The following is a 26,304-nucleotide window of genomic DNA, read 5'->3' as shown; positions in this document are numbered from 1 at the left end:
ACGTTCGGTGGGTGGAGATCGGGGGCGCAACACCCCTGATCGGCCAAATTGACGAATCATTCGTAAACACTGGCGTTTTGCCGGATTTGGTCGGTCGGCATCGCGTCGGCAAAGCGTCGGCCTTGCGTCGGACACTTTCGGGGCAAATAGCCCAATTAACGCAGCGTGCGGTGGAAAGTGTTAAGAAAGTCTGATCCGCGGCGGGCCAAGAATATTGGAATATTCTTGGCAAAAATCTTCGAAGGTTTTTGCGGGCTGCCCTGCGCATTGGGACTTTTTACTGTCCGAGAAAGTGCTGCTGATCCAAGGGGGCGACCTGCTCCCGGTTCATATCCGCATAGATGTCTTTGCCCCTATGCGGTCCATCCGGTGTCCAGACGAGCTGCATCGTGATCTTGTCTGGCCCCGTTTCTGTGTCCAGTACGGCATAGATCAGGTTTGGGTTGTGACGCGCCTGCACCAGTTCCCGTCCTGCAAATGCGGCCAGAAAGTCGTGCCGTCGCTGCATATCGCTCGCGTTTTTGCGATAGATGTAAGCGGCAATGGCCCCAAGGAGCGGCAGTGCCACCGGGATCAGATCGACCAGCCACGCCTCGGCATGGGTTGGTGAAAGCTGAAAAAGGCGCGATAGCGGTCTGGTGTGGGCGACCAGATAAAAGGCCGCCCCAAGGTAGGCCAGAACCACGGGCGCCAGAACAAAGTACCAGACGGTCGTCCGCCGCGATGCATTTGCAACCGCACTGCCGATCAGACCTTTATCCATCTTAGCCATGCGACGTTTTGAACGCTTCCTGTGCCTCTGCGCTGGCTTCGGTCTGGTACTTGGCTTTCCATTCCGCAAAGGGCATGCCGTAGAACGCTTCGCGCCCTTCGTCCTTGCTCATCTCGATGCCCCGTTCATTGGCGGCTTCCTGATACCAGCGTGACAGGCAGTTCCGGCAGAACCCGGAAAGGTTCATCATATCGATATTCTGCACATCGGGTCGGTCCTGCATCAGGTGCTGCTGCAGGCGGCGAAAGGCGGCGGCTTCAAGTTCGATACGGGTCTGGTCGTCCATTTAGGCTCTCCTTCAAAGTCCGGATTGGGTCAGTACATCACTTAATATAGGGGCGAGCCGTTCGGCCCAAAGGGTCTGGCCGGCCGTATCGGCAATCAGATCATGCCGCAATTCGATCAGCACGTTGGGCCGTCCGTGTTGCAGCGCGTGCCGGTCGACCGCATCGCCGGGCAGGTGGCCTGCATAGGGTTCGTTGTCGCCAACGCACCAGCCCTGCGCCCGGCAGGCTGCCAGAAACGGTTGGGCCAGTCGGTCATCATCAGCGTAAAGGATCCCCACCTCCCACGGGCGGGGGTGACGCCCTTGCAGCCGTGGCGTGAAACTGTGCACCGCGCAGATCACCGGGTTTTGCATATGGGCGGCCAGATCGGCATAGGCCGCGTGGTAGGGGTGATAGAGCCGCCGGATACGCTCTGCCCGTTCCGCCTCGTCGGCATGCCTGTTGCCGGGGATGATCGTGCCGTCATAAAGGCGCATCATGATGGTCGGGTCATCTTCGCCCCGGTTGGGATCGACCACCAGCCGCGAAAAGCGCGACAGGATGGCGGGGCTGTCCAACAGCGTGGCCAGATGGCGGGTCACGCCTGCGGCCCCGATATCATAGGCGATGTGCCGGTCCATATCTGCGGGGCTCAGCCCCAGATCGCCGCCATGGACCCAGTCGGGCACATGGTTGGTGGCGTGATCACAGGCCACCAGCCAGCGGCCCGGACGGTCGGCTCCAATAATCTCAAAAGCGTCGTCAGTCATCTTGCCTGTCATTCCTTTATCACCGCGTTTAGGCTAGTTGTCGCGGGAAGGGAATTGCGCAATAAGGGCGCAAATGGGATTGTTACCGCTAACGGTCCTGCAGCATGAAGGACAGACCATGAGACGCCACCGCAACGTGAAGATTGTCGCCACGCTTGGCCCCGCTTCAAATGATTACGAGATGATCCGGGCTTTGCACGAGGCGGGCGCGGATGTGTTCCGGCTGAACATGTCCCATGGCGATCATGCAGAGATCAGGGCGCGGCACGCGATCATCCGGCAGGTGGAAAAGGATCTGAACAGTCCGATTGCAATCCTGGCTGATTTGCAGGGGCCCAAGCTGCGGGTGGGCGTTTTTGCGAAGGGCGAGGAAGACCTGGTCGAGGGTGCGGCCTTTCGGTTGGACCTGAACGATGCAGAAGGTGACGCAACGCGAGTCAAGCTGCCCCACAAAGAGATTTTCGACGCACTGGAACCTGGGGCCCATCTGCTGGTCAATGACGGCAAGATCAAGCTGCGGGTCAAGGACTGTGGAGCCGATTTTGCCGATTGCGAGGTCATCGTGGGTGGCACGATTTCCAACCGCAAGGGCGTGAACGTCCCTGACGTGACCCTGCCATTGGCCGCCCTGTCGGAGAAGGATCGCAAGGATCTTGAGTTCGTCTGCGAACTGGGGGTCGATTGGCTGGCCCTGTCATTTGTCCAGCGTGCCGCCGACGTGGAAGACGCGCGCGAACTGGCCAAGGGCCGTGCTGCCATTCTGTCGAAGATCGAAAAGCCCAATGCCGTGAAATCATTTGAGGATATTCTGGCGGCCAGTGATGGGATCATGGTGGCGCGCGGTGATCTGGGGGTCGAATTGCCGGTGCAGAATGTACCGCCGATCCAGAAACAACTGGTGCGCAAATGCCGGGCTGCAGCCAAGCCCGTGATCGTGGCGACACAGATGCTGGAATCGATGATTGAATCACCAATGCCGACCCGGGCCGAAGTGTCCGACGTGGCCACCGCCATTTACGAAGGGGCGGATGCGATCATGCTGTCGGCGGAATCCGCGGCTGGGTCCTATCCCATCGAAGCAGTCACCACGATGAACAACGTCGCAGGCGAGGTTGAGTCCGATCCGAACTATACCGAGATCATCGAGGCGTCCCGCAAATCCGAAGGGATCACGGTTGCTGACGGGATCGTTTCGGCGGCACGCGAAATCGCTGAAACCACCGATGTCAGCGCGATCTGCTGTTTCTCGCAATCCGGGACAACGGCGCTGCTCGTGTCACGCGAACGCCCGCGCGTGCCGATCATTGCGCTGACCAGCTATGTCTCGACCGCCCGTCGCCTGTGCCTGTCTTGGGGGACGAACTGTGTCGTGACCGGGGAGGTTAACCGGTTCAAGGAAGCGGTGATCGCGGCTGTGCGCGCCGCCATCGAACAGAAGCTGGCGACCGAAGACGACATGATCGTGGTAACCGCCGGTGTGCCGTTCAACACGCCAGGGTCGACGAACATCTTGCGTGTGGCGCCCTGCGCGGAACGTTTGATCTACGCCGCCGATCAGGAGTAGCATGCGTCCAAGGAAAGGCGCTGGCTATGGATATGGATCTGATCTTTGTTGTTGGGCTTGTGATTGCGGCGTTTTCGCTGCCGGGCTTTGTCAGCGCGTTTTCTGACCGGCGGTTTCCCAAGATGCCGCTGGTCATGGCCCTGATGGGCGGCGGTATGGTCTATTTCGCCATACAGCAGAATGAAGGCGCCTATACGCTGGAAACGATTGACGATGTGTTTGTCAGCGTTGTGGCCCGATATATCATCTGAATTGTCTTGCACCGGAACGGGATGCGGCCTATATGGCGGCCTTCACCCGCGCGTCCGGCCTATATGGCATGCCGAGTCGCGCGTTTCGACCGACCTTTAGATGGAGACGGAAATGCCGAAGATGAAGACCAAATCGAGCTGCAAAAAGCGGTTCAAAGTGACGGCCTCTGGCCGTGTTGTGGCAGGCCAGGCAGGCAAGCGCCACGGCATGATCAAGCGCAGCACTAAATTCATCCGTAACGCGCGCGGTACGACAACGCTGTCAAAGGCTGATGAGCAGATCATCAAGCCAATGATGCCCTACGCACGCTGATAAGGAGAATTTGATATGCGCGTTAAAGGTGGAACCGTCACGCATCGTCGTCACAAGAAAGTTCTCGACGCTGCCAAAGGATATTACGATCGCCGCTCCAAGACCTTCAAGGTCGCCAAGCAGGCTGTCGACAAGGCCAACCAATATGCAACCCGCGACCGTCACAACCGCAAGCGCAACTTCCGCGCGCTGTGGATCCAGCGGATCAACGCAGGCGTCCGTTCGGTTGACGAAACGCTGAACTATTCGAAGTTCATCAACGGGCTGAACCTGGCCGGGATCGAAGTGGACCGCAAGGTTCTGGCCGATCTGGCCGTCAACGAACCTGACGCATTTGCGACAATCGTTGGCAAAGCCAAGGATGCGCTGGCCGCCTGAGCCGAGTACTTTTTCGTATTTCAGAAACCCTGGTGAGAATATCACCGGGGTTTTTTTGTAAGATCGAAGTCCTTTTTTCTGACCGTCAGAATAACTTATGGCGTTGTCGCCTAGGTGTTTTGCAGCACGGGACAAGAAAGCCGACGAACTGATGAAATAAATCACATCGCCTGTCGCAGCGGCGGCTCGTTTGAATGAACCATACTCAACAGCCTGCAAGCGGGGGTAACTGTCAAATTCGGTGATCGCCAGTCGCTCTTAAAACACCCAACTTCCGTGCACTAATCAGTAACGTTAGCAAGTTGAACTAAACTTTACCTCCATCCGGCTTGCGCAGCGCTGGCCGGTCGTCACGTTCTGAAATCAGAAGGCTGCGATGCCGCGCAATTGTCGAATAGGTAACGACCAGCGCGCCGATCATGCCGCAAGCTCCTGTCGTGACATCGAAATGACCTGATCGCGTCCGGATGCCTTTGCCTGATAAAGCGCCATATCCGCCCGCTTGAGTACGTCGTCAAAGCTTTGGTCGCAGGTCATGACCTCTGTCACGCCGAAACTTGCGGTAATCGTGAGCTCCATATCTGAGAGGACAAACGGCGTATCACCAACAGCATCGCACAAACGTTCCGCAGTTCGTCTGGCCAAAGTGATATCAACATCCGATACCAGCACACCAAACTCCTCGCCTCCCATGCGAAATACCTCGTCGGCGGTGCGCGATCGCGCCATCAGTCGTTGCACAAAGGCGCGCAGCACCTGGTCGCCAGCGTCATGTCCGTAGGTGTCATTGATCTGTTTGAAGTGATCCATATCGACTGAAATGAACGCAAAGGGCCTGTCGTGGTCTTTCCAATTGGCCCAGGCTGTGTCGGATACCTCGTATAGATGATGCCGATTGCCCGCCCCGGTCAGTGCGTCGGTGCGCGCCATCGCCACCAGATGGTCCATCTGTTCGATCACAAGAAGCTGGGTGGCGATGCATTGGGCCAATGCCGTCAGGATCGCGGTTTCCTTGCACAGATCATCCTTGTCCTGCCGGAGCGCCACGGCTAGCGTGCCAAAGCAGCGATCCCCAGCCAGAAGCGGCACGTCAATCAGGCATTTCATCCCCGCATCGGCCAGTTTGCGGCAGTCCATAAAAGGTTGCGATGCCAGATCGCGCACAACCTCTGCCGCCCGGTTTGCAAAAACGCGGCCCAGGACCGACCCCTTTATCGGCACGGCTGTTCCTTGCGGGATGGCCTGATCGCCGTTCAACGCCTTCACGACGAGGTTATCGCCATCGGGCAATGCGATACTGCACCGATCCGCTTTGATCGCGACTGACACCCATTTGGAAAAGGATTGCAGAATTTCGTCCCTGCTTCTGGCGGACCACAAGTCAGCGACCAGCCCGATGGGGATGAACAATTGCTCTTTTGAGGTGGCATCGCATGTCACGCTGATGTCGCCTTCGCCCATGAATTGTGACCCTTTGCGGTCTGATCGCAGTTGCTTGTTCGATAGCGGCGACGCGTCAAGATATCGTAAATCCGCATGGGCCGATGGGCCTGGGGATGATGGTATGAAGCCCGGTCATGTTCTTGCACGCAGCGCGTTGGCGCGGTAGCAGGTCTGCACAGTCAAACGAGGCGCCGATATGGACGATCTGAAACAAAAATACCTTGGCCTGATAGCAGGTGCCGCCGATGAGGCCGCTATCGAAGACCTGCGTGTGCAGGCCGTTGGCAAGAAGGGCGAGATCAGCCTGAAAATGCGCGAGCTGGGCAAGATGACGCCAGAGGAACGGCAGGTCGCAGGCCCCGCGCTGAATGCCTTGAAGGACGAGATCAATTCAGCTCTGTCCGCCAAGAAATCCGCCCTTGCCGATGCTGCCCTTGACGCCCGTCTGCGTGACGAATGGCTGGATGTGACCCTGCCGTCGCGTGGTCGCCGTCAGGGTACGATCCACCCGATTTCGCAGGTGACCGAAGAGGTGACAGCGATCTTTGCCGATATGGGGTTCAGCGTTGCCGAAGGCCCGCAGATCGAAAGCGACTGGTATAATTTCGACGCGCTCAACATCCCCGGCCATCACCCGGCCCGGGCGGAAATGGACACGTTCTATACCCACCGCCGCGAGGGCGATAACCGCCCGCCGCATGTGCTGCGCACCCATACCAGCCCGGTGCAGATCCGGTCGATGGAAAAGACGGGTGCGCCGACGCGCATCATTTGTCCGGGCCGTGTGTATCGCGCTGATTATGATCAGACCCATACGCCAATGTTCCATCAGGTCGAAGGGCTGGCGATTGACCGCGATATCTCAATGGCGAACCTGAAATGGGTGCTGGAGGAATTCGTGAAAGCCTATTTCGAGGTGGATCACGTCGACATCCGCTTCCGCGCCTCGCACTTCCCGTTCACGGAGCCATCGGCCGAGGTCGATATCCGCTGTTCCTGGGAAGGCGGGACCCTGAAAGTGGGCGAGGGCGATGACTGGCTGGAAATTCTGGGGTCCGGCATGGTGCATCCCAAGGTGCTGGAAGCCGGCGGGATTGACCCGGCGGAATGGCAGGGTTTTGCCTTCGGCATGGGCATCGACCGGATCGCGATGCTGAAATACGGGATCCCCGATCTGCGGGCGTTCTTTGATTCAGATTTGCGGTGGTTGCGGCATTATGGGTTTGCTGCGCTGGATCAGCCGACGTTGCATGGTGGGTTGAGTAGGTGAGCTTTGCTGCTCTCGAGGCATATCTGGTATCATTGAGTGCGCGCAGCGCAGGGGCGATTGATTATCTGCGTGATGGTGCCTCATCCTCAAGCATTTCCCAGTACGAGTTCGATACCGGATGCGAATTCCCAACTGCATTAAAGCAGCTTTGGCGGCGTTTTGACGGTATCTCTGCAGTTGAGAGTGGACGCTTCTTTACTTTTTACCCAGATTTCATGCTGCCGCTTTCAGTTCAGGAGTCGCAAAGCGGCTACAAAATGTTCGAAGAGTTGCGGACTTCTGGAGAGTATGGTTTCGATACCCATTTTCCAAAGGGTTTTGTCCAAATAGCGCAAGTGGATGCGGGCGGGTTTTGGATAAACTGCCTGCCCAAATCAAGGACATTTGGTGCGGTATATTATCGCCTTCTCACTTCCGACCCAATGGAGCGGTTCGCTGACGATCTTTCTCAGTTCTTCAGCTTGCTGGAGCAGGCAGTTCAGGAAGGTGCTATTTTGATCGCTTCGGAGGACGATGATTATTACTACAAAGGTGATCTTGTGGCTGATGCAGACGCATTGAATCAAATTGCGCGTAGAATGCTTCCAAACTGTCCTGCCCATAACTGGGAACAAGACTGTTCGGCAGCTATGCAGGAAGAGTGGTTGAGAGTCGACTGACGCGTTGATTGAGCGGCATCCGGATGCCGGCATCTTCGAATACAGGAATCCGTCCGCTTTTCATAAATTGATCTGCTGGATCAATTTCGGAACCGCTCATACTCTTCCCCGCGGGGAGGGCGCTTTTGCAACGACGCAACCCGCACTGCCGTCACGAATAGACGCCAAGCCCCGCCAAACAGACCCGGTTCAGCCCCCCGTCTCGGTCCGGGCGCTTGCCCTTGTGTCAGCCTTCTAACCGCCCCAACACATCCAACCCCTGCATGTTCAGAAAGTGCAGGATGTCGATGAAAATCCAGTTCTCGGCCAGTTTGTCACCGTCCCGCCGATACATATCGACCACCCGCATATCGGCGGGGGCCCCAGCGGGCAGGCCCATATAGCCGCCAGCATTCGTTACGGTCAGGTTGGCCCAGCCGAAAAAGCCGCCGAAATTGCCCTCGGCCAGCCGGCAGATATGCCCGTTATAGACCCGATCCTTGATCTGGGTGCGAAACGGGCGCTGGTGTTGTGCGATGTAGCGGTCAATCGTGTAGGTCGCCCCGATCCCCTCCGGCCCCCACCAGATGAAATCATCGTGCCAGCTTTGGGCCAGTTCCTGTTGCGGGCTGTCAAAGCGCTGATGCGCGTTGATGTCACCGATCATGCGGTTGACCAGCGCGAGTGTCTGTTCGCCTTCGGCCGGTGCGGCGTCGTCGAACAGCAAACCATCATGTGTCGCCGGTCCCGGCTGGACCAGATGCATCCCCGTCTGCGGGGGCAGGGGGTATTGGCCCGCCTGCCGCATCAGGTGGATCAGGTCGCAGAACAGCGCCGTTTCGACGATCTTGCCGTCCACAACCTTGTTGAACTCGGCATAGCGCAGCATGGCGATGCGCCGGTTCGGCCTGATCCCGAGAAACGGGGCATCAAACAGGCCCATCAGATGGCCCATGGAAATGACCCAGACAGACTGGAACCCGTCAATCTCGTTCCGGCCCGCGATAAAGATATCCTGCCGTCGCTGGACCCGCGACATGGCGGTCAGAAACGGCGACCAGAACGCGTCAGCCACGGCCTGCGCCCGGTGTTGTTCATGAAACGGATGCATCCCACGCCAGTGCCAATCGGGGCTCGTGCGCTCTGCCAGAACCGAGGCCACGTTATCCGGCGTCGCCTTGGACAGCGCATCACAATGGGCGCGGACCAGCGCCTTTTCTGCCTGAAAGCTCATCCCTTTACCGCACCTGCGGTCAGGCCTGACACAATCTGGCGCTGGAAGAACAGGATCATCACGAAGAGCGGTGCCGTGACCGACACAACCGCCGCCACTGCGAACATCACGTTGCCCTTGGTTTGGGTCGTGCCAAGAAAGCTTGCGATCTTGGGCACCATGGTGTGGTTTTCCTTGGCCAGCAGCATCGAGGTGACAGCAAAGTCATTATAAGCCAGCAGGAATGAAAACAGCCCAGTGGTGATCACCCCCGGCCACATCACCGGGATAATCACATGGCGGAAGGCCTGAAACCGAGTGCAGCCATCAACCATCGCGCTTTCATCCAGATCCTTGGGGATATTCTTGAAAAACGAATGCAGCATCCACAGGGTAAAGGGCTGATTGATCGCTACCAGCACGATGATCGTCGTCGATAAATGCCCCCAGAGGTTCCATTCAAAAAACGGCAGCAGATAGCCCGACACCAGCGTAATCGGGGGCATCGCCCGAAAAATCAGCGCGAACAGCAGCAGCCAGAACGCATAGCGATAGGTCGACCGGGACAGGGCGTAACCTGCCAGTGTGCCGCAGGTCAGCGAGATCGTGACGACGCAGATGCAGACGATGGCAGTGTTAAAGGCGGCGCGCCAAAACTCTTCCTGCACCCAGGCCCCGTGATACCCATCATCGGTAAAACTGCCCCCGGTTTCAACTTGGGTCAGCGTGCCAAAGATCGAATTGGCCCAGTCTGCCTTGGAAAAGAAATCACCCTCAACCTTGAACGACCCCCATAGCGTCCAAAGAAACGGGAATGCGGCCATGATCAGCCACAGCACCAGAAAACTGGTGGCCAGAAACCGGATGCTCAGCGGGCGACGGGTGGCGACGGACATCAGGTGATCCCTTACTTTTGCGTGCCAAAGTCGCGCCAGGTGCGCACAAGGACGGGTGACAGAAGGATGGCGACGAAAACGATCGTCAGCACGGACGTGGCGGCGGCGGATGACAACAACCGCGTCTCGCCCCCCAGATCGTTGAAGATGGCATAAGATAGCGATGTCGCATGGGCCGCCGCCGCGAAACTGACGATGGGTTCGAACACCCGGAAGTTATCCATCAACTGGATCAGGGCGATAAAGGTCGTCAGTGGCACCAGATGCGGGATCACGACATAGCGGATCCGTTCCCATCGGCTGGCCCCGTCGATCATCGCGGCCTCCAGCGTGTCGGTATTTACCGTTTGCAGGCCCGCGTAGTAGACGATGAAGGCGAAAGGGGCCGAATGCCAGACGCCGTAGACCATCAGCATCGCCCACATCAGCGGCGTTGAGGCCTTGACCGACAGAGACGGATCATTGGCCAGCCATTGCAGACCGGTGCCCAGAATACCCCGCGCATCGACCATCCAGAACAGGATCAGTGACCCCACCAACGGGGTCACGATCATCGGCAGAAGCGAGAAAAAGATCGTGGGCCCGCGCAAGCGACGGGCGACCGAATTGACCGCAATGGCGATAAAGAACCCCAAAATAATGGTGAGCGGGGTCACGATGGCGGTGTAGGTCAGGGTAAAGGCCATCGCGCTGTAAAATGGCAGGTTCATCAGCGTCCTACCAAAATCGGGCAACCCGTCTGAATTCACCCATGCGCTTGCGACCTCATTAACCGCCAGGTGATTGCGATCCTTGTAGATATCCAGACCAGCCCATTTCCCCAATGGCTCCTCGGCGCGCAGGGCCTCTGTCGCCGCCTGATCCACGGTGGTCGATTGCGTGCAGCCGAACGGGCCGCAGTTCTCAACAACGATGATGACCTGTTCGTGCTTGGAATAAAGCGATTGGGTGACGACCGACACAATGGGCAGGGCGATGAAGGCGATCATCAACAGCACGGATGGAAAAACGAACCAGAAGAACGTGCTGTGTTTCATGTCGCTTGCCCCGGACTGTCTGGTCGTCGGTGATAAAGGGGGCCGCGGCCCCCTTTATCATGATCTTACTGCAAGAAGCCGTTTTCCCTGGCCGCGGCGGTATAGGCCGCCTCGATATCGGCCAGCGTCTGTTCGGCGCTTTCATTGCCCTGCAGATAGTCAGCGATATTATCACCCAATGCGGTGTGCAAAAGGCCCTGGAACGGGACCATGGGATAGGGGGTCGATCCGGCAGCAACCGAGGCAAGAACACCCTCGTTCACTTCCTGCGGCTGAAACCCTTCCATCAGCCAGACAGCCTGCGACATCGTCTCGTCATTCAGGATGTCAGGAGAGGACCCGGCCTTCATCGCCTTGAACGTCGCCACAGCGTCTTCGTCGCTGATATTCTTGGCCACGGTCCAGCCATCCCACCACAGCGTTGTTGCGGGCACACCGCTATCGCCGACGGTTAGCGGACCGCCCACCTTGGTGTTTTCATAAACCTCGGGCGCGGATCCTTCGTCATCCATCAAGACACCGGTCCGGCTGCCCCACATGTTCATCATGGCCACGTTACCGGCTTCCCATTCGGCAGATGTTGCGTTGCTGTCATGTGTCAGGAAATCGGGGTTCATATATTCCGACAGGGCCTTCATCATTTCCAGCGCTTCAACGCCTTTTTCGTTGTTGATGCTGACTTCGGCCGTGCCGGGTTTGAAGAACTCACCGCCGGTCCCGATATACATGTTGGTAAATTCCTGGGCGAGGTTCCAGCCAGCGGCATAAGCGCCACCCACAGGGTGTTCCATGATCCCGGCTTCGCGAATTTGCTGAGCGGCGGCAAGCACGTCCTCATAGGACGTGGGCACATCGGCCCCGATCTGTTCCAGCACGTCCTCGCGGTAAACAAGGTGCTGGGCATTGGCCATGAACGCCACAGCCATGACCTTGCCATCCACCGTGATCAGTTGCTGCTGCGGGATGTCGCCACCATGTTCAGCAACCAGATCATCCAACGAACGAATGACATCTTCGTTGATCAGGGCAACGATGGATGAATTGGCAACGATAGCCGTTGTGTATTCCGCCGGGTTGCCCGTCATGCCAGCCACGTTGATCTTCTGGTGATCGGCGGTCAGGTTCGCCTCTGCGGTATCGCCCGCACATTCCAATGCGGCGGCTGCCACTGACTGGATCGCCGGGAATTCATTGCCGACGATGCTCACGCGGCCTTCGGCACAGGCGTGTCCGCCCGCCAGCGCTGATGTTGCACCAAGCGCGGCGAACGCCGTGCCAAGAGTCAGATTTTTCATGATCGTCATATGCTGTTACTCTCCCAATTGTGCAGTCGTTCCGGTTGAAGGCCATGCTGCAATCATACCCGCCATACGACTTTCGGCCACGCGCGAATCGTGATCCGTTTTGCATACGTTTGCAATTAACCGGCAAATCGGGCGCTGACGCAAGAACTTTTGCGGGGTTTCAGAATGGGGCTTGCGCGAATGCCGGAATCGGGCAAGTATTTTTGCAAACGTATGCAAGGGGGCGCGCATGGCCGAAATTCAGCTGCGCAATGTGACCAAACGCTGGGGGTCGTTTGTGGGGGTCAAGGAATTTGATCTGACCATCGCTGATCAGGAATTTCTTGTGCTTCTGGGCCCCTCCGGCTGCGGCAAAACCACAACCATGCGCATGATCGCAGGGCTGGAGGATGCATCGGGCGGCGATATCCTGGTCGATGGCAAGCGGATCAACGATCTGGACCCCAAGGACCGCGATGTGGCGATGGTGTTCCAGTCCTATGCGCTTTACCCCAACATGAACGTCTACGAAAACATCCGCTTTCCATTGAAGGTGCGGGGCATTCCCCAATCGGAGCATGACGCCCGGGTCAAACGCGCCTCGGCCATGGTGGAACTGGACGACTTCCTGCATCGCAAACCAGCCGAATTATCCGGCGGACAACGCCAGCGGGTGGCACTCGCCCGCGCCGTGGTGCGCGAACCCAACGTGTTCCTGATGGATGAACCGCTGTCCAATCTCGATGCGAAATTGCGGGTTTCGACCCGCGCACAGATCAAGAACCTCAGTCATGAACTCAAGACGACCACGATCTATGTCACCCACGACCAGATCGAGGCGATGACACTAGCCGACCGGGTTGTGGTCATGAACCAGGGTGTGGTCCAGCAGGTGGGCACACCGACCGATATCTACGACCACCCGGCCAATACCTTTGTGGCGGGGTTCATCGGATCGCCCGCCATGAACCTGATCGACGGGAAATTGGAAAATGGCACCTTCACCGCCAAGAACATGACCATCTCGGGCCTGCCCAACACACATAACGGCCCTGTCACCCTTGGCTTCCGGGCCGAGGATGCCAGCGTCGCCACCGGCGAGGCCGAGGTGAACTCCACCGTCTATTCACTGGAACTTCTGGGCGAGGCGACGATGGTCACCATGCGGGCCGGGGGCACGATCATCTCGGTCAAATCCGGCAAAGAATATCGCACCGAAATTGGCGACCCCGTCAGCGCCCATATCCCCGCCGACATCTGCCACCTGTTCGACGCGCAGTCGGGGGAACGGCTATGACCCATGACACCCAATCAGCCGCATCGCTGGCCGCCGTCAAACGGATGGAGGCCGGTCTGGCCGCCGGTGAAATGGATATGACCCCCTATTTCACCGAAAACTTCATCTGGCGGGGCAATCAGGGCTGCGGCACCAAACACGGCATTGCCGAATTCCAGCGCAACTGGCAGTTTCCACTACGCGCGGCCTTTACGGACCGGGACTACAAGACCGAAAAATTCCTGGCTGACGGCGATTGGGCGGCCTGTTTCGGCCATATCGAGGCGACACATTCCGGCACCTTCATGGGGATCGCCGCCACCGGCAAGCGGGTTAGAATCCCGTATATGGACTTCTGGCGGATCGAGGATGGGCGGATTGCCGATAACCCGGTCTCGGTCGATTTCGCATCCGTGATGCAGCAGCTTGGTGTCGATGTGTTTGGCGGCCATGGCTGGGAAAACTACGACAACGGGACCGCGACACCGGCCCCACCCCAGGAAACATGATGCCACATCTGGCCAACAAACAACGTCTGAAAACTTATCTCGACGCCTTTGCGCATCCGGGCGGGCAGCATGACGCCGTGCGCGACTTCTTCGCACCGGGCGCGGTGATCCATCACAGCCATCCTTTCAATGATCTGTCCGGGCCGGACGACTACATCACCCGATTCCTGTCACCGCTCCAGACCGCGTTTCAGGGGCTTTTCCGGCGGGATTACATCCTGACCGGCGGCGCGTTTGAAGGGGCTGATTGGGTCACCGCGACCGGCTACTACGTGGGCCACTTCGCTGGCGACTGGCTGGGCATCAAGGCGACCTGCGCGCTGGCATATCTTCGCGTCGGTGAGTTTCACAGGATGGAAAACGGGCAGGCCATCGAAAGCTGGATTTATCTGGACATACCCGAATTGATGATCGCCGCCGGGCAATGGCCGATCAGCGACAGCCCGGGGCGCGACCGGGGCTATACCAGCCCGCATCGGGGACCGGCGACACAGGACGGGCTGCAACTGCATGAAAACGACCCGGCGCATAGCGAAGTTTCCGCCACGCTCGTCACGGATATGCTGCGGCAACTGGCAACACCGGACGAAGCATGGCGCCCCTATTGGCACGATAACATGGTCTGGTACGGGCCTGCCGCCTTTGGTTCCTTTGTCGGCCTCGAAAATTTCGCTGGATTTCAGGTGCCCTTTGAGCAGGCCTTTTCGCATTGGTCCGGCGGCTCCGCAGGCAATGGCGTCACCCGGCATCTGACCCGCCAGGGCGATGGCGACTATGTCTGGAGCGCGGGCTGGCCCTCACTCATGGCTGTCCGAAAGGACGTATTTCTGGGCCAGCCACCCAGCACTGATACGCTCTTGATGCGGGTCTGTGACTGGTGGCGCCGCGAAGGTGATCTTTTGGTCGAAAACTGGGTTTTCGTCGATATTCCGGATGTTCTGTTGCAGATGGGCGTTGATCTGTTTTCCGGCCAGCATGATGTGGCGCCAGGCCCCCGTATGGCAGCTTGAAAGGTATCTCGCTATGGCAATCACCTATCTGAAATCCGGCAAGCCCGAGGCCGAACGGGCCGAGGATGACGCCAAGGTCCGCAAGATCGTCGAGGATACGCTGGCCGATATCGAAACACGAGGCGATGCAGCGGTACGCGACCTGTCCGAGAAATTCGACAAATACTCTCCCCCCAGTTTCCGCCTGTCCCCTTCAGAAATCGAAGCTGCCATGGCCAAGGTCTCGACCCGTGACATGGAAGATATCAAGTTCGCGCAGGACCAGATCCGCAACTTCGCGCAGGCGCAGCGCGCCTCGATGACAGATATCGAGGTCGAAACGCTGCCCGGTGTGATCCTGGGCCACAAGAATATCCCCGTCCAATCCGTCGGTTGCTATGTGCCCGGCGGCAAGTTTCCGATGGTCGCCTCCGCCCATATGTCGGTGCTGACGGCGCAGGTGGCGGGCGTGCCCCGCATCGCCGCCTCCGCCCCACCGCAAAACGGCGCACCGCATCCGGCGATTGTCGCTGCCATGCATCTGGGTGGCGCGCATGAAATATACGTGCTGGGCGGGATGCAGGCCGTCGGTGCGATGGCGTTGGGCACCGAAACCGTTGATCCTGTCCACATGATTGTCGGCCCCGGCAACGCCTTTGTGGCCGAAGCCAAGCGGCAGTTGTTTGGGCGTGTGGGGATCGACCTTTTCGCAGGACCAACCGAGACGATGGTGATCGCTGACGATACCGTTGATGCGGAACTCTGCGCCACCGATCTCTTGGGGCAGGCCGAACATGGTTACAACTCGCCTGCCGTGCTGGTCACCAATTCCGAAAAACTCGCGCGCGGGACCCTGACGGAGATCGACCGCATCCTCGACATCCTGCCCACAGCCGAAACCGCCCGCACCTCCTGGAATGACTACGGCGAAGTCATCCTGTGTGACACCTACGACGAAATGCTGCAGGTCGCCGACGATATCGCCTCCGAACACGTGCAGGTCATGACCGACCGCGACGACTGGTTCCTTGAGAAGATGACCTGCTATGGCGCGCTGTTTCTCGGGCCGCGCACGAATGTGGCCAATGGGGATAAGGTGATTGGCACCAACCACACGCTGCCGACCAAAAAGGCAGGGCGCTATACTGGCGGGTTGTGGGTGGGCAAGTTCCTCAAAACCCACAGCTACCAGAAGGTGCTGACCGACGAGGCGGCAACACTGGTGGGCGAATACGGCTCGCGGCTTTGCATGCTCGAAGGGTTTGTGGGCCACGCCGAACAATGCAATATCAGGGTACGTCGTTACGGAGGCAAGAACGTGGCTTACGGGACGGCGGCGGAATAAATGGGCCGGATCAAATTTCTAGGAATTTGATCCCCGCAAAAGGCAGACCCCTTATGAATTTACCCCAAACCCCATCCTTCAGCCTGACCGGCAAACGCGCGCTTGTCGCCGGGGCCTCATCGGGCATCGGGCTGGGCTGCGCTGTCGCTTTGGCGGAGGCAGGCGCGCAGGTCACACTGGCCGCGCGCAATGTCGACAAGTTGCAAAACGCTGCGGCGCAGATGTCCGATGCCGGGATGCAGGTGGAAACGCTGCAATTGGATGTTTCGGACGTCGCCGGGACCGAGGCGGCAGTGGCCGAAGCGGGACCGTTTGACATCCTCGTCAACTCGGCCGGACTGGCGATCCATTCTCCCGCCACCGAAACAACCGAGGCGGATTTCGACGCTGTCGCAAACCTCAACATCAAAGGCGCCTATTTCCTGACTCGGGCGGTGGCCAAGGGGTTGATCGCCGCAGGCAAACCCGGCAGCCTGATCAATATCTCCAGCCAGATGGCCTATGTGGGCGGCATCGACCGTGCGGTCTATTGCGCCACCAAACATGCTGTTGAGGGCTTCACCAAGGCGATGGCAATCGAATGGGGCCACCACGGCATCAGGGTCAACACGATCTGCCCGACTTTCATCCGGACCCCGCTCACCGAACCGACCTTCAACAACCCCGACCGGGTCAAATGGATCACCGAAAAGATCAAACTGGGACGGGTCGGTGAAGTGGCCGATATCATGGGGCCTGTCGTCTATCTTGCGTCAGACGCCTCCGCCCTCATGACGGGCACCCATATGCTGATTGATGGCGGATGGACGGCGGATTAATGGAAAAGGTAACATCATTGCAGGTGGCCGAACTGGCCGGGGTCAGCCAATCGGCGGTCAGCCGGGTTTTCACGCCGGGTGCATCGGCCAGTGCCAAGACCATCGAAAAAGTGCGCAAGGCGGCAGAGGAGCTCGGCTATCGCCCCAATATGATGGCGCGGGCGATGATCACCGGCAAAAGCCGGATCATCGGACTGGTCGTCGCCTATCTCGACAACCAGTTCTATCCATTGGCAATGGAGCGGCTGTCGAACGCATTGCAGGAACAGGGCTATCATATCCTCGTCTTCACCGCGGACAACAGCCGGGACGATGTAGAAGAGGTGATGAAGGAACTGCTCGACTATCAGGTCGACGGGATCATCACCGCATCGGTCGGCATGACCAACGACCTGACCAACCGGTGCGCGGCGGCCGGTATTCCGGTGGTGATGTTCAATCGGGGGCAGGATGGGGATCATGTGTCTTCGGTGACCTCGGCAAATGTGGATGGCGGGCGCAAGGTGGCGGAATTCCTGCTGGCCTGCGGGCACCGCAACATCGCCCATATCAGCGGCTGGCAGGGGTCATCAACGGGGCGGGACCGGCATGACGGGTTTTGCGCAGCGCTGGCCGAGGCCGGGGTGAAACCGCAAGTGATTGACGGCAGATATGACCGTGACACAGCGGCCGCTGCCACCCGCAAGCTGATGCTGCAAGCCGACCCGCCCGATGCGATTTTCGTGGGCAATGATCACATGGCCTTTGCCGTCATGGATACGCTGCGCAGCCATCTGGGCCTGCGGGTGCCGGATGACGTCGCCGTCGTGGGCTACGATGACGTGCCGCTGGCGGCTTGGCCCGCCTATAACCTGACCACCATGCGCCAGCCGGTGAACCGGATGGTCGAGGCGACAATCACCGCGCTTCTGACCCGTATCAATGACCCGGGTGTCCCCGCCCGCCGGATCGAGATTGAAAGCCCGCTGATCCAGCGCGGCTCAACCCGTATTCCCGAAGGACTGCCATCATGAAAGGTTTTTCCAGCCGCTGGAAAGATTTCCCTGACTACATCATCGGGATCACCAAAGAGATTTGGGAAGATCGCGGCGTCGGCACGCTGAACCATTACTACGCCCCTGATATCCCCGTGCGGTCGCCCATGGGCATCCAGCGCGGCAATCAGGCGGTGATCGCCTCAACCATGGCCACGATTAACGAATTTCCGGATCGGGAGTTGCTGGGCGAAGACGTGATCTGGTCGGGTGATGCAGACACTGGCTACCTGTCATCGCACCGGCTACTGACCAAAGCCACCCATACGCGCGACGGGCAATTTGGGCCGGCGACCGGCAAACACTGGCAGGTTTACGTCATCGCCGATTGTGCAGCGAAAGAGGACACGATTTATGATGAATGGCTTGTGCGCGACTATGGCGGGATCGTGCGGCAACTGGGGATGGACCCGCGCGACTATGCAGCCTCCCTGATCGCACGCGAAGGCGGGCCAGAGACGGCCAACAAGCCTTTCACCCCGGCCATCGACGTGGATGGCGGCTATCATGGCACCGGCAATGACAATGAATGGGGTCAGCGTTATGCCAACATGCTGACCCGGATCATGAACCACGATTTCACCCATATCCGCGACAGCTATGACCGGGCGGTGATCGGCGCATATGCCGGGGCGAAACGGGCCGTTGGCTGGGATGACGTGCTGGAATTCTGGGTCGGGCTGCGGTCGTCTTTTCCCCATGCGGAGTTCAAGATCCATCACCAGATCGGGATGGAAGGTAACATGCTGCCCCCGCGCGCTGCCATCCGCTGGTCGCTGGACGGTGCACATGACGGCTGGGGCAGTTTTGGCGAACCGACGGGCGCACATGTGCATGTGATGGGCATATGCCACGCCGAATTCGGACCCTACGGGCCGGATGGTGTCGGGCTACGGCGCGAATGGGCGCTTTATGATGAAATCGCGATCTGGAAACAGATCCTGATGCAAGCGTAACATCGTCCCGGGCTTGACCCGGGACCTCGACAAAATTTCACCAAGAGGTCCCGGATCAAGTCCGGGACGGCGTAAGGAAAAGACGAGATGACACCGCAAGAGATGGAACATCGCATTGTCCGCTATGGTGATCTCCAACCCTGCAAGACCGCGTTTATTGATGCGCATACGCCGGGCTCTGATCAAAAGGAAAACTTCACCATTATCGGCGGCGGCGTGTCCGAAAGCCCCGATCAGCATGTCCATATCGCTATCCCGCATGGTTTCAACATCGGCGCCGCAGGCCAGCCGCCGAAATGCCGCAACTCGCTGCACAGTCACCGCACGGCCGAAGTCTTTTTCGTGCTCAAAGGCCGCTGGCGGTTCTTCTGGGGTCGCTACGGCAACGCGGGTGAGGTCGTGCTGGAAGAAGGGGACATCATCAACATTCCCACCGGCATCTTCCGGGGATTTGAAAATATCGGCACCGATTACGGGATGATCATGGCGATCCTTGGCGGTGATGATGCGGGTGGCGGCGTGATCTGGGCGCCGCAGGTAATCGAGGACGCGACAGACCATGGGTTGGTGCTGGGCGAGAACGGCAAGCTATATGACAGCAAGAAGGGCCAAAGCCTGCCAGATGGCGTCAAGCCGATGCCGTTGCTGACCGAGGAGGAATTGGCGGGCTACCCGGAGCCGACCACGACTGACGTGATCCCGCGCCACGTCGCCCGCTACTTGGATATGGTGGCGATGGCAGACCGCAAACCGGCCCTCGTGATCGGCGAAAACGGAATGCTGCCAGACAAGCCGGGGTTCGAGGTCGGGTTCCTGACCCGTGCCTCATCCACCACGGATATGCATCAGCATGATCGCCCGTCTGTCCTGATGCCGATGCGTGGGCATTGGCGGCTGATCTGGGAAGGCGGCGAGGCCACACTGAACCCCGGCGATACCGTATCCGTTCCCGAAAACCTGATGCACACCGCCGTGCCCGCCATGACCGGTGAGGCCAGCCTGTTCCATATCGTGGCTACCGATGATGCTGCCGGACCAACATGGACAGGTTAATGGTTAACGACCCCCACCGTACGTTGGGGTCCGACGTTTTGCCGACGCAAATCCGACGCGATGCCGACAGGAAGGAAATGCCAAAATGGCCAAAGTCTTAACAACCCACACAGGCTCTCTGCCGCGCACGCAAGAGGTCGTCGATTTCATCTTCGCCCGCGAAAATGGCGAGGCCTATGATCAAGGTGCCTTTGATGCGGCGATGACGGCGGCGGTCTCGGAAACCGTGAAAAAACAGGTGGATGCAGGGATTGATATCGTCAGCGATGGCGAGACTTCCAAGATATCATACGCCACATACGTCAAGGATCGTTACACCGGTTTCGATGGCGACAGCCCTCGCAATGCGCCCGCTGATCTGAAACAATTCCCCAGCTTTCTCAAACGTTTAGCCGATGACGGCGGCACCCCGAAATACGCGCGCCCGATGTGCGTGGACGAGGTGAAGTCAAAAGGGCAAGGCGAATTGGAAAAGGATATCGCCAATCTCAAGGCCGCAATGGCCGAACACGGGGCGAAACAGGGCTTTATGAATGCGGCGTCCCCCGGTGTTATCTCATTGTTTTTGCAGAACGATTACTACAAAACCCGCGAGGCGTATCTGGCTGCCCTCGCCGATGCGATGAAGGCGGAGTATGAGACGATCGTGGCTTCGGGCCTCGATCTGCAACTCGACTGCCCCGACCTCGCACTGTCGCGTCACATGTTGTTTAACGATTTGTCAGATGATGAATTCCTTAAAATCGCCGCCTCCCATGTGGAGGCGCTGAACCACGCGCTGGCCGACGTGCCAGAGGACAAGGTGCGCGTGCATATCTGCTGGGGCAATTACGAGGGGCCGCATGTCTGCGATATTCCGATGTCCAAGATGTTTGACACGCTGATGTCCACCAAATCGCGTTACGTGCTGTTCGAGACGTCAAACCCCCGCCATGGCCATGAATGGACCGTTTTCCGCGACCGTGCGGGCGATATACCGGATGGTAAGGTTTTGGTGCCCGGTGTGGTGGATACGACAACAAATTTTGTCGAGCATCCGGAACTGGTCGCGCAACGTATTGGAAGATTTGTGGAAATCGTTGGCGCGGATCGTGTGATTGCTGGCTCCGACTGCGGTTTTGGCACCTTCGCCGGCTTCGGCGCTGTCGACCCCGAGATCGCCTATGCGAAGTTGGGCGCATTGGCCGAGGGTGCGGCACTGGCGCAGTAAAATCCGATTGGACTGACCTGCCTTTTGGCCCATGTAATGGGCTGAAAGGACCCATGACATGCTCAACCCCGTCACCGATGCTTTTGAAGCGCAATTGCGCGCGATGCTGCCCGCCGCCGCCTTCAAGGATGACAGCGCCCCCTACCTGACCGAACCGCGCGGGCGCTGGGCTGGGCAGGGGCTTGTGATCGCCCCCGGCACGACAGAGGACGTTGCAGCGGTCGTGAAAGCCTGCGCCGACGCGCGGATTGGCATCGTCCCCTATAGCGGCGGCACCGGCCTTGTCGGCGGGCAACTTTTGCAGGATGGGCCTGCGCCGGTTGTGTTGTCACTCGAACGGATGAACCGCATCCGCGATATCTATCCATCTGAAAACGTTCTGGTTTGTGACGCCGGTGTGATCCTAGCGGATGTGCAGAAGGCGGCCGAAGGTGTGGGGCGGCTGTTCCCGCTGTCGCTTGCGTCTGAAGGATCGGCACGGATCGGCGGGCTTTTGTCCACCAATGCGGGCGGAGTGAATGTGCTGCGCTACGGAAATGCCCGCGCGCAATGCCTGGGGCTGGAGGTCGTGCGCCCTGATGGGACGATCTGGCACGGGCTGACGCGGCTGCGCAAGGACAATACCGGCTATGATCTGCGCAACCTGATGATCGGGGCGGAAGGGACGCTGGGCATCATCACCGGGGCCGCGCTGAAACTGGCCCCCCGCCCGGTTGGTGTGGGGGCCGCGATGATGGCGGTGCCTTCGCCTGCGGCTGCGCTGGACCTGCTGGCCATGGCGGGTGAGCGGATCGGCGACGGGATTTCCGCATTTGAGATCATGCATCGGCAAGGCTTTGATTTTTTGGCAGAAGTCGGGCCCGAGGTGAAACAGCCCTTTGATAATATCCCCGAATGGTGCGTCTTGATCGACGTCGGTCTGCCAGCCGGGCTGCCGCCCGAAGCGGCGCTGGAAGGGCTTTTCGAAGCGGCTTTTGAGGCCGAACTGGTCACGGATGGCGTCATCGCGCAAAGCCACGCGCAGCGCGATGCGTTCTGGCACATCCGCGAAAGCATTCCAGAGGCGAACCGTCGGATCGGATCGGTCAGTTCACACGATATCTCGGTCCCGCTCAGCGCGATCCCCGAATTCATCCAGCGCGGCAAGCAGGCGTTGGCCGAAGTGGGGGCATTCCGCATCAACTGCTTTGGCCATCTGGGTGACGGCAACCTGCATTACAACATCTTTCCCATGCCTGGGCGGACCCGCGCGGATTACGAGGCAGAACGGCCGCGCGTGAAGGAAGTGGTACATGATATGGTCCACGCAATGGACGGATCGGTGAGCGCCGAACACGGGATCGGACGGTTGAAGGTGGATGATCTGGAACACTATGGCGACCCGGTTAAGCTATCCATGCTGCGCGCCATCAAAGACGCGCTGGACCCTTTGGGCATCATGAACCCCGGTGCCGTTCTGCGCCAAGTTTGACCAAAAGGAGCGCCTGCGGCGCACGACATTTTTGGTGTGAGGAACAACCGTTGCGCAGTGTTGAAAGCACAGATGCCTCCGGCGGGAGTTATTGGGGAAGAAAGAAGATGTTAACCTTGTTCTGGGACGGTCGTGATGCGGCACAGGCTGGAGAGTTGGTGGCCGTGAAGGGAGAAGTCGCGCGGCGTCCGGACCTTAATCAGGTCAGTCTGGACCGGACAACGGGGTCGCGCGCATCTCCTGACTTCTTTCTTCCCCAATAACTCCCGCCGGAGGCTCAGTCGCCCTCGAATTCGCACAGTGCGTGGACATTCATGTCCAACGCTTCCAGCTTCTTGCGCCCGCCCAGATCGGGCAGGTCGATGATGAAGGCGCAGCCGATCACCTCTGCCCCCATCCGTTCGATCAGCTTGATCCCCGCCTCTGCCGTGCCGCCGGTGGCGAGTAGATCGTCGACCAGCAGGACCTTTTCGCCCGCTTGCAGGGCATCGTCATGGACCTCCATGATCGCCTCGCCATATTCCAGCTTGTAGGCCTGTTCGATCGTTTTGCCGGGCAGTTTGCCCTTTTTACGGATTGGTACAAAGCCGACGGACAATTGGTGGGCGATGGCACCCCCAAGGATGAAACCTCGCGCCTCCAGCCCGACCACCTTGTCAATCGGTTGGCCTGCGTAAGGGTGCAGCAACTGATCAATGGCGATACGGAAACCGCGCGCATCACCGAACAACGTGGTGACATCACGAAACATGATCCCCTCATGCGGGAAATCAGGGATGGTGCGAATGTAGTCCTGGACGGTTTTCATGGATACTCTTTCAAAGAACGCGGCCGGCGATGGCGTCGAGTTTTGCGGTCAGGGCAGGGTCCCGTTTGTCGGGGGCGGTCATCAGGGCGTATTCCAGCGCGCGGTCGCAGCCATGGGGGCAGAATGCGCGGTCTGGCCCGAGAAGTGCGGGCAGGCGGCTGACGAGGTCTTGTGCCTTGGTCCCGTTGCCCTGCAGTATTTTGATCACATCGCTGACATCGACAGCCCCATGATCGGGGTGCCAACCGTCGTAATCGGTGACCATCGCGATGGAGGCATAGCAAATCTCGGCTTCGCGGGCGAGTTTTGCCTCTGGCATGTTGGTCATCCCGATCACATGACAGCCCCATTCGCGGTAGAGCTTGCTTTCGGCCTGGGATGAGAATTGCGGGCCTTCCATAGCCAGGTAGGTGCCGCCCCGGTGGATCGTGATCCCTGCATCGCGTCCAGCGGTTTCGCAGGCGTCTGACAGCCGTTCGCAGGTCGGATGGGCCACGCTGACATGGGCCACACAGCCGGTGCCGAAGAATGATTTTTCGCGGGCGAAGGTCCGGTCGATGAACTGATCCACGATGACAAAATCACCCGGTGCCATGTCTTCGCGAAACGATCCGCAGGCGCTGACGCTGATGATATCGGTCACACCCAGGCGCTTCATCGCGTCGATATTGGCGCGATAGGGGACCGTCGTCGGCGAATGCACATGCCCGCGCCCGTGCCGGGGCAGGAAGGCCATGGGAACACCATCCAGAACGCCCGTCAGGATATTGTCAGATGGCTGGCCCCATGGACTGTCTTGACTGACCCATTCGGCGTCCTGCAGCCCATCCATATTGTAGATGCCGGAGCCACCGATGATTCCGATTTTGGTTTTCATTGGTTACCTCGTGTTAACCTGCCTGCAGGACACTGGATTGGAATGAATGAAAAGTGAACCCCGCGCGCCGTGCCGATGCAGCAACACTGCGTCACGGGGCCGATTGCAGGGGTGACAAGGGTCCTCGCGTCCTTTAGGGCGGCGCCAACACCCCCTTTATCGACAGGACATTCTATGGCCCGCGCATTATTGGCGAGTTTCGCCGACAGTCTTTCCCTTCGCGACCCTGACGCGCCGCTGACGCCGTCGCAGTTGAAGACCGAAATCCTGTCCGGCTTGACCGTCGCCTTGGCGCTGGTGCCAGAGGCCGTGGCCTTTGCCTTTGTCGCGGGGGTGGAACCGCTGGTGGGGCTTTATGCCGCCTTTATCGTAGGGCTGATCACCGCGCTGTTTGGTGGGCGTCCGGGGATGATTTCGGGGGCCACAGGTGCGCTGGCGGTGGTCATGGTCAGCCTCGTCGCCCAGCATGGGGTTGAATACCTGTTCGCGACCGTTGTCCTGATGGGACTGATCCAGATTTTTGTGGGCATCATGCGTTGGGGCAAGTTTATCCGGCTGGTGCCGCATCCGGTGATGCTGGGCTTTGTGAACGGTCTGGCGATTGTGATTTTCCTGGCCCAACTGGGCCAGTTTCAGGTGCCCGGCACGGCCCATGGTGGTGGCGGGCATGGGATGGCCAATGGCGATTGGCTGACGGGCATCCCACTTTACCTTATGCTTGGGCTGACCGGGCTGACCATGTTGATCATCTGGGTGATGCCCAAGATCACCAATGTTATCCCCGCCCCGCTTGCCGGGATCGGCATCGTGGCCGCCATCGTGATCGGCTTTGGTCTGGATACACCGCTCGTCGCTGATCTGGCGAGCATTGAGGGCGGCTTGCCGCCCTTCCACGTCCCCATGGTCCCGCTGAATTGGGACACGTTTGAGATCATTCTGCCATACGCCCTGATCCTTGCCGCCATTGGTCTGATCGAAAGCCTGCTGACCCTGAACCTTGTGGGTGAGATGACGGGCAAGCGTGGCGGGGCAAGCCAGGAATGTCTGGCCCAGGGGGCTGCAAATACGGTGACGGGATTCTTTGGCGGGATGGGCGGTTGTGCCATGATCGGTCAGTCGATGATCAACGTGAAATCCGGCGGGCGCACCCGTGTGGCGGGCGTTGCGGCGGCGCTGTTTCTGCTGGCCTTCATTCTGTTTGCAAGCGGGTTGATTGGTCAAATCCCGCTGGCCGCACTAGTGGGCGTGATGTTCATGGTGGTGATTGGGACGTTTGCATGGAACTCCTTGCGTATCCTGCGCAAGGTGCCGCGCACGGATGCATTTGTGACGATCCTTGTGACCATCGTGACAGTAGCGACCGACCTTGCAACGGCGGTGGTCGTTGGTGTGATCGTCTCGGCCCTCGCCTATGCGTGGAGCAACGCAACACGCATCCACGCCATCAAGCGCGAAAGCCGGACTGAGGCAGGCGCGCAGGTCTATGAAATTCAGGGGCCGCTGTTCTTTGGTTCTGCTGACGGGTTCATGGAAATCTTCGATGTGGAAAGCGACCCGGATGTGGTGATCGTCGACTTTGCGGCCAGTCGTGTCGCCGACCAATCCGCCCTGCAAGCGATCGAGGCGGTGGCCCAGCGATACGAAGACGCAGGCAAGGTGATCCAGTTGCGCCACCTCAGTCGCGACTGCCATCAGCTCTTGTCGAAGGCCGGGCATTTGATGATCGATAGTGACGATGATCCCGACTATGCGCTGGCCGTGGACTATAGCGTAAAAACCGGGATTATCGGGAGCCATTGAGTCCTTGAAACGGTCTCTGTGACATCATAAATCCCGTGCGCGTCCGGCAGGCCAGCGGCGCGGC

At 59.1% G+C, this 26,304-nt stretch carries 28 protein-coding genes; 18 read left to right on the top strand and 10 right to left on the bottom strand.

Annotated features, from left to right (window positions below):
* Positions 1–277 precede the first annotated feature (277 nt).
* Genes ACFWW2_RS10255 through ACFWW2_RS10245 form a run of 3 tightly spaced genes read right to left on the bottom strand, consistent with a single transcriptional unit; the run spans position 278 to position 1,808 of the window.
* A complete protein-coding gene (locus ACFWW2_RS10255; RefSeq protein ID WP_393927929.1) occupies positions 278–763 on the bottom strand; it encodes a hypothetical protein in 486 nt (161 codons plus the stop codon).
* Between the two features lies 1 nt (position 764).
* Entirely contained in the window at positions 765–1,058 is a 294-nt protein-coding gene (locus ACFWW2_RS10250; protein WP_393927928.1) for a DUF1244 domain-containing protein, read from the bottom strand.
* Between the two features lie 12 nt (positions 1,059–1,070).
* A complete protein-coding gene (locus ACFWW2_RS10245) occupies positions 1,071–1,808 on the bottom strand; it encodes an N-formylglutamate amidohydrolase (RefSeq protein ID WP_393927927.1) in 738 nt (245 codons plus the stop codon).
* A gap of 118 nt (positions 1,809–1,926) precedes the next feature.
* On the opposite strand from ACFWW2_RS10245, the gene pyk reads away from it, so the two are divergent.
* The 4 genes from pyk to rplT all read left to right on the top strand — a co-directional run bounded on the left by pyk (position 1,927) and on the right by rplT (position 4,314).
* Complete coding sequence (gene pyk, locus ACFWW2_RS10240) at positions 1,927–3,372, top strand: pyruvate kinase (protein ID WP_393927926.1); 1,446 nt, start codon at positions 1,927–1,929, stop codon at positions 3,370–3,372.
* Positions 3,373–3,398: 26 nt separating this feature from the next.
* Positions 3,399–3,623: a hypothetical protein gene (locus tag ACFWW2_RS10235; protein WP_393927925.1), complete on the top strand. Its 225-nt coding sequence runs from the start codon at positions 3,399–3,401 to the stop codon at positions 3,621–3,623.
* A 112-nt stretch (positions 3,624–3,735) separates the two neighbouring features.
* Positions 3,736–3,936 carry a 50S ribosomal protein L35 gene (gene rpmI / locus ACFWW2_RS10230; RefSeq protein WP_393927924.1) on the top strand — a complete coding sequence of 67 codons (201 nt, stop codon included), beginning with the start codon at positions 3,736–3,738 and terminating at the stop codon, positions 3,934–3,936.
* Between the two features lie 15 nt (positions 3,937–3,951).
* Positions 3,952–4,314: a 50S ribosomal protein L20 gene (gene rplT / locus ACFWW2_RS10225; protein WP_342078001.1), complete on the top strand. Its 363-nt coding sequence runs from the start codon at positions 3,952–3,954 to the stop codon at positions 4,312–4,314.
* A gap of 417 nt (positions 4,315–4,731) precedes the next feature.
* Here rplT and ACFWW2_RS10220 read toward each other — a convergent pair whose 3' ends face one another.
* Positions 4,732–5,775 carry a GGDEF domain-containing protein gene (locus ACFWW2_RS10220; protein ID WP_393927923.1) on the bottom strand — a complete coding sequence of 348 codons (1,044 nt, stop codon included), beginning with the start codon at positions 5,773–5,775 and terminating at the stop codon, positions 4,732–4,734.
* 178 nt (positions 5,776–5,953) lie between these two features.
* Here ACFWW2_RS10220 and pheS point away from each other — a divergent pair, with 178 nt between their 5' ends.
* Together pheS and ACFWW2_RS10210 are read left to right on the top strand one after the other, a co-directional pair.
* On the top strand, positions 5,954–7,027 hold the full coding sequence (gene pheS, locus ACFWW2_RS10215; RefSeq protein WP_393927922.1) for a phenylalanine--tRNA ligase subunit alpha: 1,074 nt from the start codon (positions 5,954–5,956) through the stop codon (positions 7,025–7,027).
* Positions 7,024–7,686 (top strand): SMI1/KNR4 family protein, encoded by a 663-nt coding sequence (locus ACFWW2_RS10210; protein WP_393927921.1) that lies wholly within the window; start codon positions 7,024–7,026, stop codon positions 7,684–7,686. The genes pheS and ACFWW2_RS10210 overlap by 4 nt, the downstream gene beginning before the upstream one ends.
* 226 nt (positions 7,687–7,912) lie before the next feature.
* Here the strand turns inward: ACFWW2_RS10210 and ACFWW2_RS10205 are convergent, their stop codons facing one another.
* From ACFWW2_RS10205 to ACFWW2_RS10190, 4 genes are all read right to left on the bottom strand, one after another.
* The gene (locus ACFWW2_RS10205; RefSeq protein ID WP_393927920.1) at positions 7,913–8,899 is read right to left on the bottom strand and encodes a nuclear transport factor 2 family protein; all 987 of its coding nucleotides are present in this window, start codon (positions 8,897–8,899) and stop codon (positions 7,913–7,915) included.
* On the bottom strand, positions 8,896–9,774 hold the full coding sequence (locus ACFWW2_RS10200; RefSeq protein WP_393927919.1) for a carbohydrate ABC transporter permease: 879 nt from the start codon (positions 9,772–9,774) through the stop codon (positions 8,896–8,898). The genes ACFWW2_RS10205 and ACFWW2_RS10200 overlap by 4 nt, the downstream gene beginning before the upstream one ends.
* Before the next feature lie 11 nt (positions 9,775–9,785).
* On the bottom strand, positions 9,786–10,811 hold the full coding sequence (locus tag ACFWW2_RS10195) for a carbohydrate ABC transporter permease (protein WP_393927918.1): 1,026 nt from the start codon (positions 10,809–10,811) through the stop codon (positions 9,786–9,788).
* 65 nt (positions 10,812–10,876) lie between these two features.
* Complete coding sequence (locus tag ACFWW2_RS10190; RefSeq protein WP_393927917.1) at positions 10,877–12,115, bottom strand: ABC transporter substrate-binding protein; 1,239 nt, start codon at positions 12,113–12,115, stop codon at positions 10,877–10,879.
* A 229-nt stretch (positions 12,116–12,344) separates the two neighbouring features.
* Here ACFWW2_RS10190 and ACFWW2_RS10185 point away from each other — a divergent pair, with 229 nt between their 5' ends.
* The 11 genes from ACFWW2_RS10185 to ACFWW2_RS10135 all read left to right on the top strand — a co-directional run bounded on the left by ACFWW2_RS10185 (position 12,345) and on the right by ACFWW2_RS10135 (position 23,018).
* Positions 12,345–13,391, top strand: coding sequence for an ABC transporter ATP-binding protein (locus ACFWW2_RS10185; protein ID WP_393927916.1), 1,047 nt, complete (start codon positions 12,345–12,347; stop codon positions 13,389–13,391).
* Complete coding sequence (locus ACFWW2_RS10180) at positions 13,388–13,879, top strand: ester cyclase (protein WP_393927915.1); 492 nt, start codon at positions 13,388–13,390, stop codon at positions 13,877–13,879. The genes ACFWW2_RS10185 and ACFWW2_RS10180 overlap by 4 nt, the downstream gene beginning before the upstream one ends.
* Entirely contained in the window at positions 13,879–14,889 is a 1,011-nt protein-coding gene (locus tag ACFWW2_RS10175; protein WP_393927914.1) for a hypothetical protein, read from the top strand. Before ACFWW2_RS10180 ends, ACFWW2_RS10175 begins: the two co-directional genes overlap by 1 nt.
* Before the next feature lie 13 nt (positions 14,890–14,902).
* Positions 14,903–16,213 carry a histidinol dehydrogenase gene (gene hisD, locus ACFWW2_RS10170; RefSeq protein ID WP_393927913.1) on the top strand — a complete coding sequence of 437 codons (1,311 nt, stop codon included), beginning with the start codon at positions 14,903–14,905 and terminating at the stop codon, positions 16,211–16,213.
* A 53-nt stretch (positions 16,214–16,266) separates the two neighbouring features.
* A complete protein-coding gene (locus tag ACFWW2_RS10165) occupies positions 16,267–17,031 on the top strand; it encodes an SDR family NAD(P)-dependent oxidoreductase (RefSeq protein WP_393927912.1) in 765 nt (254 codons plus the stop codon).
* Positions 17,031–18,044, top strand: coding sequence for a LacI family DNA-binding transcriptional regulator (locus ACFWW2_RS10160; protein WP_393927911.1), 1,014 nt, complete (start codon positions 17,031–17,033; stop codon positions 18,042–18,044). Before ACFWW2_RS10165 ends, ACFWW2_RS10160 begins: the two co-directional genes overlap by 1 nt.
* Positions 18,041–19,021 (top strand): ester cyclase, encoded by a 981-nt coding sequence (locus ACFWW2_RS10155; RefSeq protein ID WP_393927910.1) that lies wholly within the window; start codon positions 18,041–18,043, stop codon positions 19,019–19,021. The genes ACFWW2_RS10160 and ACFWW2_RS10155 overlap by 4 nt, the downstream gene beginning before the upstream one ends.
* An 87-nt stretch (positions 19,022–19,108) precedes the next feature.
* Positions 19,109–20,074 carry a cupin domain-containing protein gene (locus ACFWW2_RS10150; RefSeq protein ID WP_393927909.1) on the top strand — a complete coding sequence of 322 codons (966 nt, stop codon included), beginning with the start codon at positions 19,109–19,111 and terminating at the stop codon, positions 20,072–20,074.
* Between the two features lie 85 nt (positions 20,075–20,159).
* Positions 20,160–21,284, top strand: coding sequence for a cobalamin-independent methionine synthase II family protein (locus ACFWW2_RS10145; protein WP_393927908.1), 1,125 nt, complete (start codon positions 20,160–20,162; stop codon positions 21,282–21,284).
* 58 nt (positions 21,285–21,342) lie between these two features.
* A complete protein-coding gene (locus ACFWW2_RS10140; RefSeq protein ID WP_393927907.1) occupies positions 21,343–22,755 on the top strand; it encodes an FAD-binding oxidoreductase in 1,413 nt (470 codons plus the stop codon).
* Positions 22,756–22,862: 107 nt separating this feature from the next.
* The gene (locus ACFWW2_RS10135) at positions 22,863–23,018 is read left to right on the top strand and encodes a hypothetical protein (protein WP_393927906.1); all 156 of its coding nucleotides are present in this window, start codon (positions 22,863–22,865) and stop codon (positions 23,016–23,018) included.
* Positions 23,019–23,032: 14 nt separating this feature from the next.
* Here the strand turns inward: ACFWW2_RS10135 and ACFWW2_RS10130 are convergent, their stop codons facing one another.
* Both ACFWW2_RS10130 and ACFWW2_RS10125 read right to left on the bottom strand, forming a co-directional pair.
* Complete coding sequence (locus ACFWW2_RS10130) at positions 23,033–23,563, bottom strand: adenine phosphoribosyltransferase (RefSeq protein WP_393927905.1); 531 nt, start codon at positions 23,561–23,563, stop codon at positions 23,033–23,035.
* A 10-nt stretch (positions 23,564–23,573) separates the two neighbouring features.
* Positions 23,574–24,440 (bottom strand): S-methyl-5'-thioadenosine phosphorylase, encoded by an 867-nt coding sequence (locus ACFWW2_RS10125; RefSeq protein WP_393927904.1) that lies wholly within the window; start codon positions 24,438–24,440, stop codon positions 23,574–23,576.
* 174 nt (positions 24,441–24,614) lie between these two features.
* Between ACFWW2_RS10125 and ACFWW2_RS10120 the strand changes: the two genes are divergently transcribed.
* Positions 24,615–26,240 carry a SulP family inorganic anion transporter gene (locus ACFWW2_RS10120; RefSeq protein ID WP_393927903.1) on the top strand — a complete coding sequence of 542 codons (1,626 nt, stop codon included), beginning with the start codon at positions 24,615–24,617 and terminating at the stop codon, positions 26,238–26,240.
* Positions 26,241–26,304 lie beyond the last annotated feature (64 nt).

It is taken from the genome of Yoonia sp. R2-816, from assembly GCF_046762905.1.
Classification (GTDB): Bacteria; Pseudomonadota; Alphaproteobacteria; order Rhodobacterales; family Rhodobacteraceae; genus Yoonia.
Note: the sequence above shows the minus strand (reverse complement) of the source record. Positions and strands in the feature narration are given on the sequence as shown.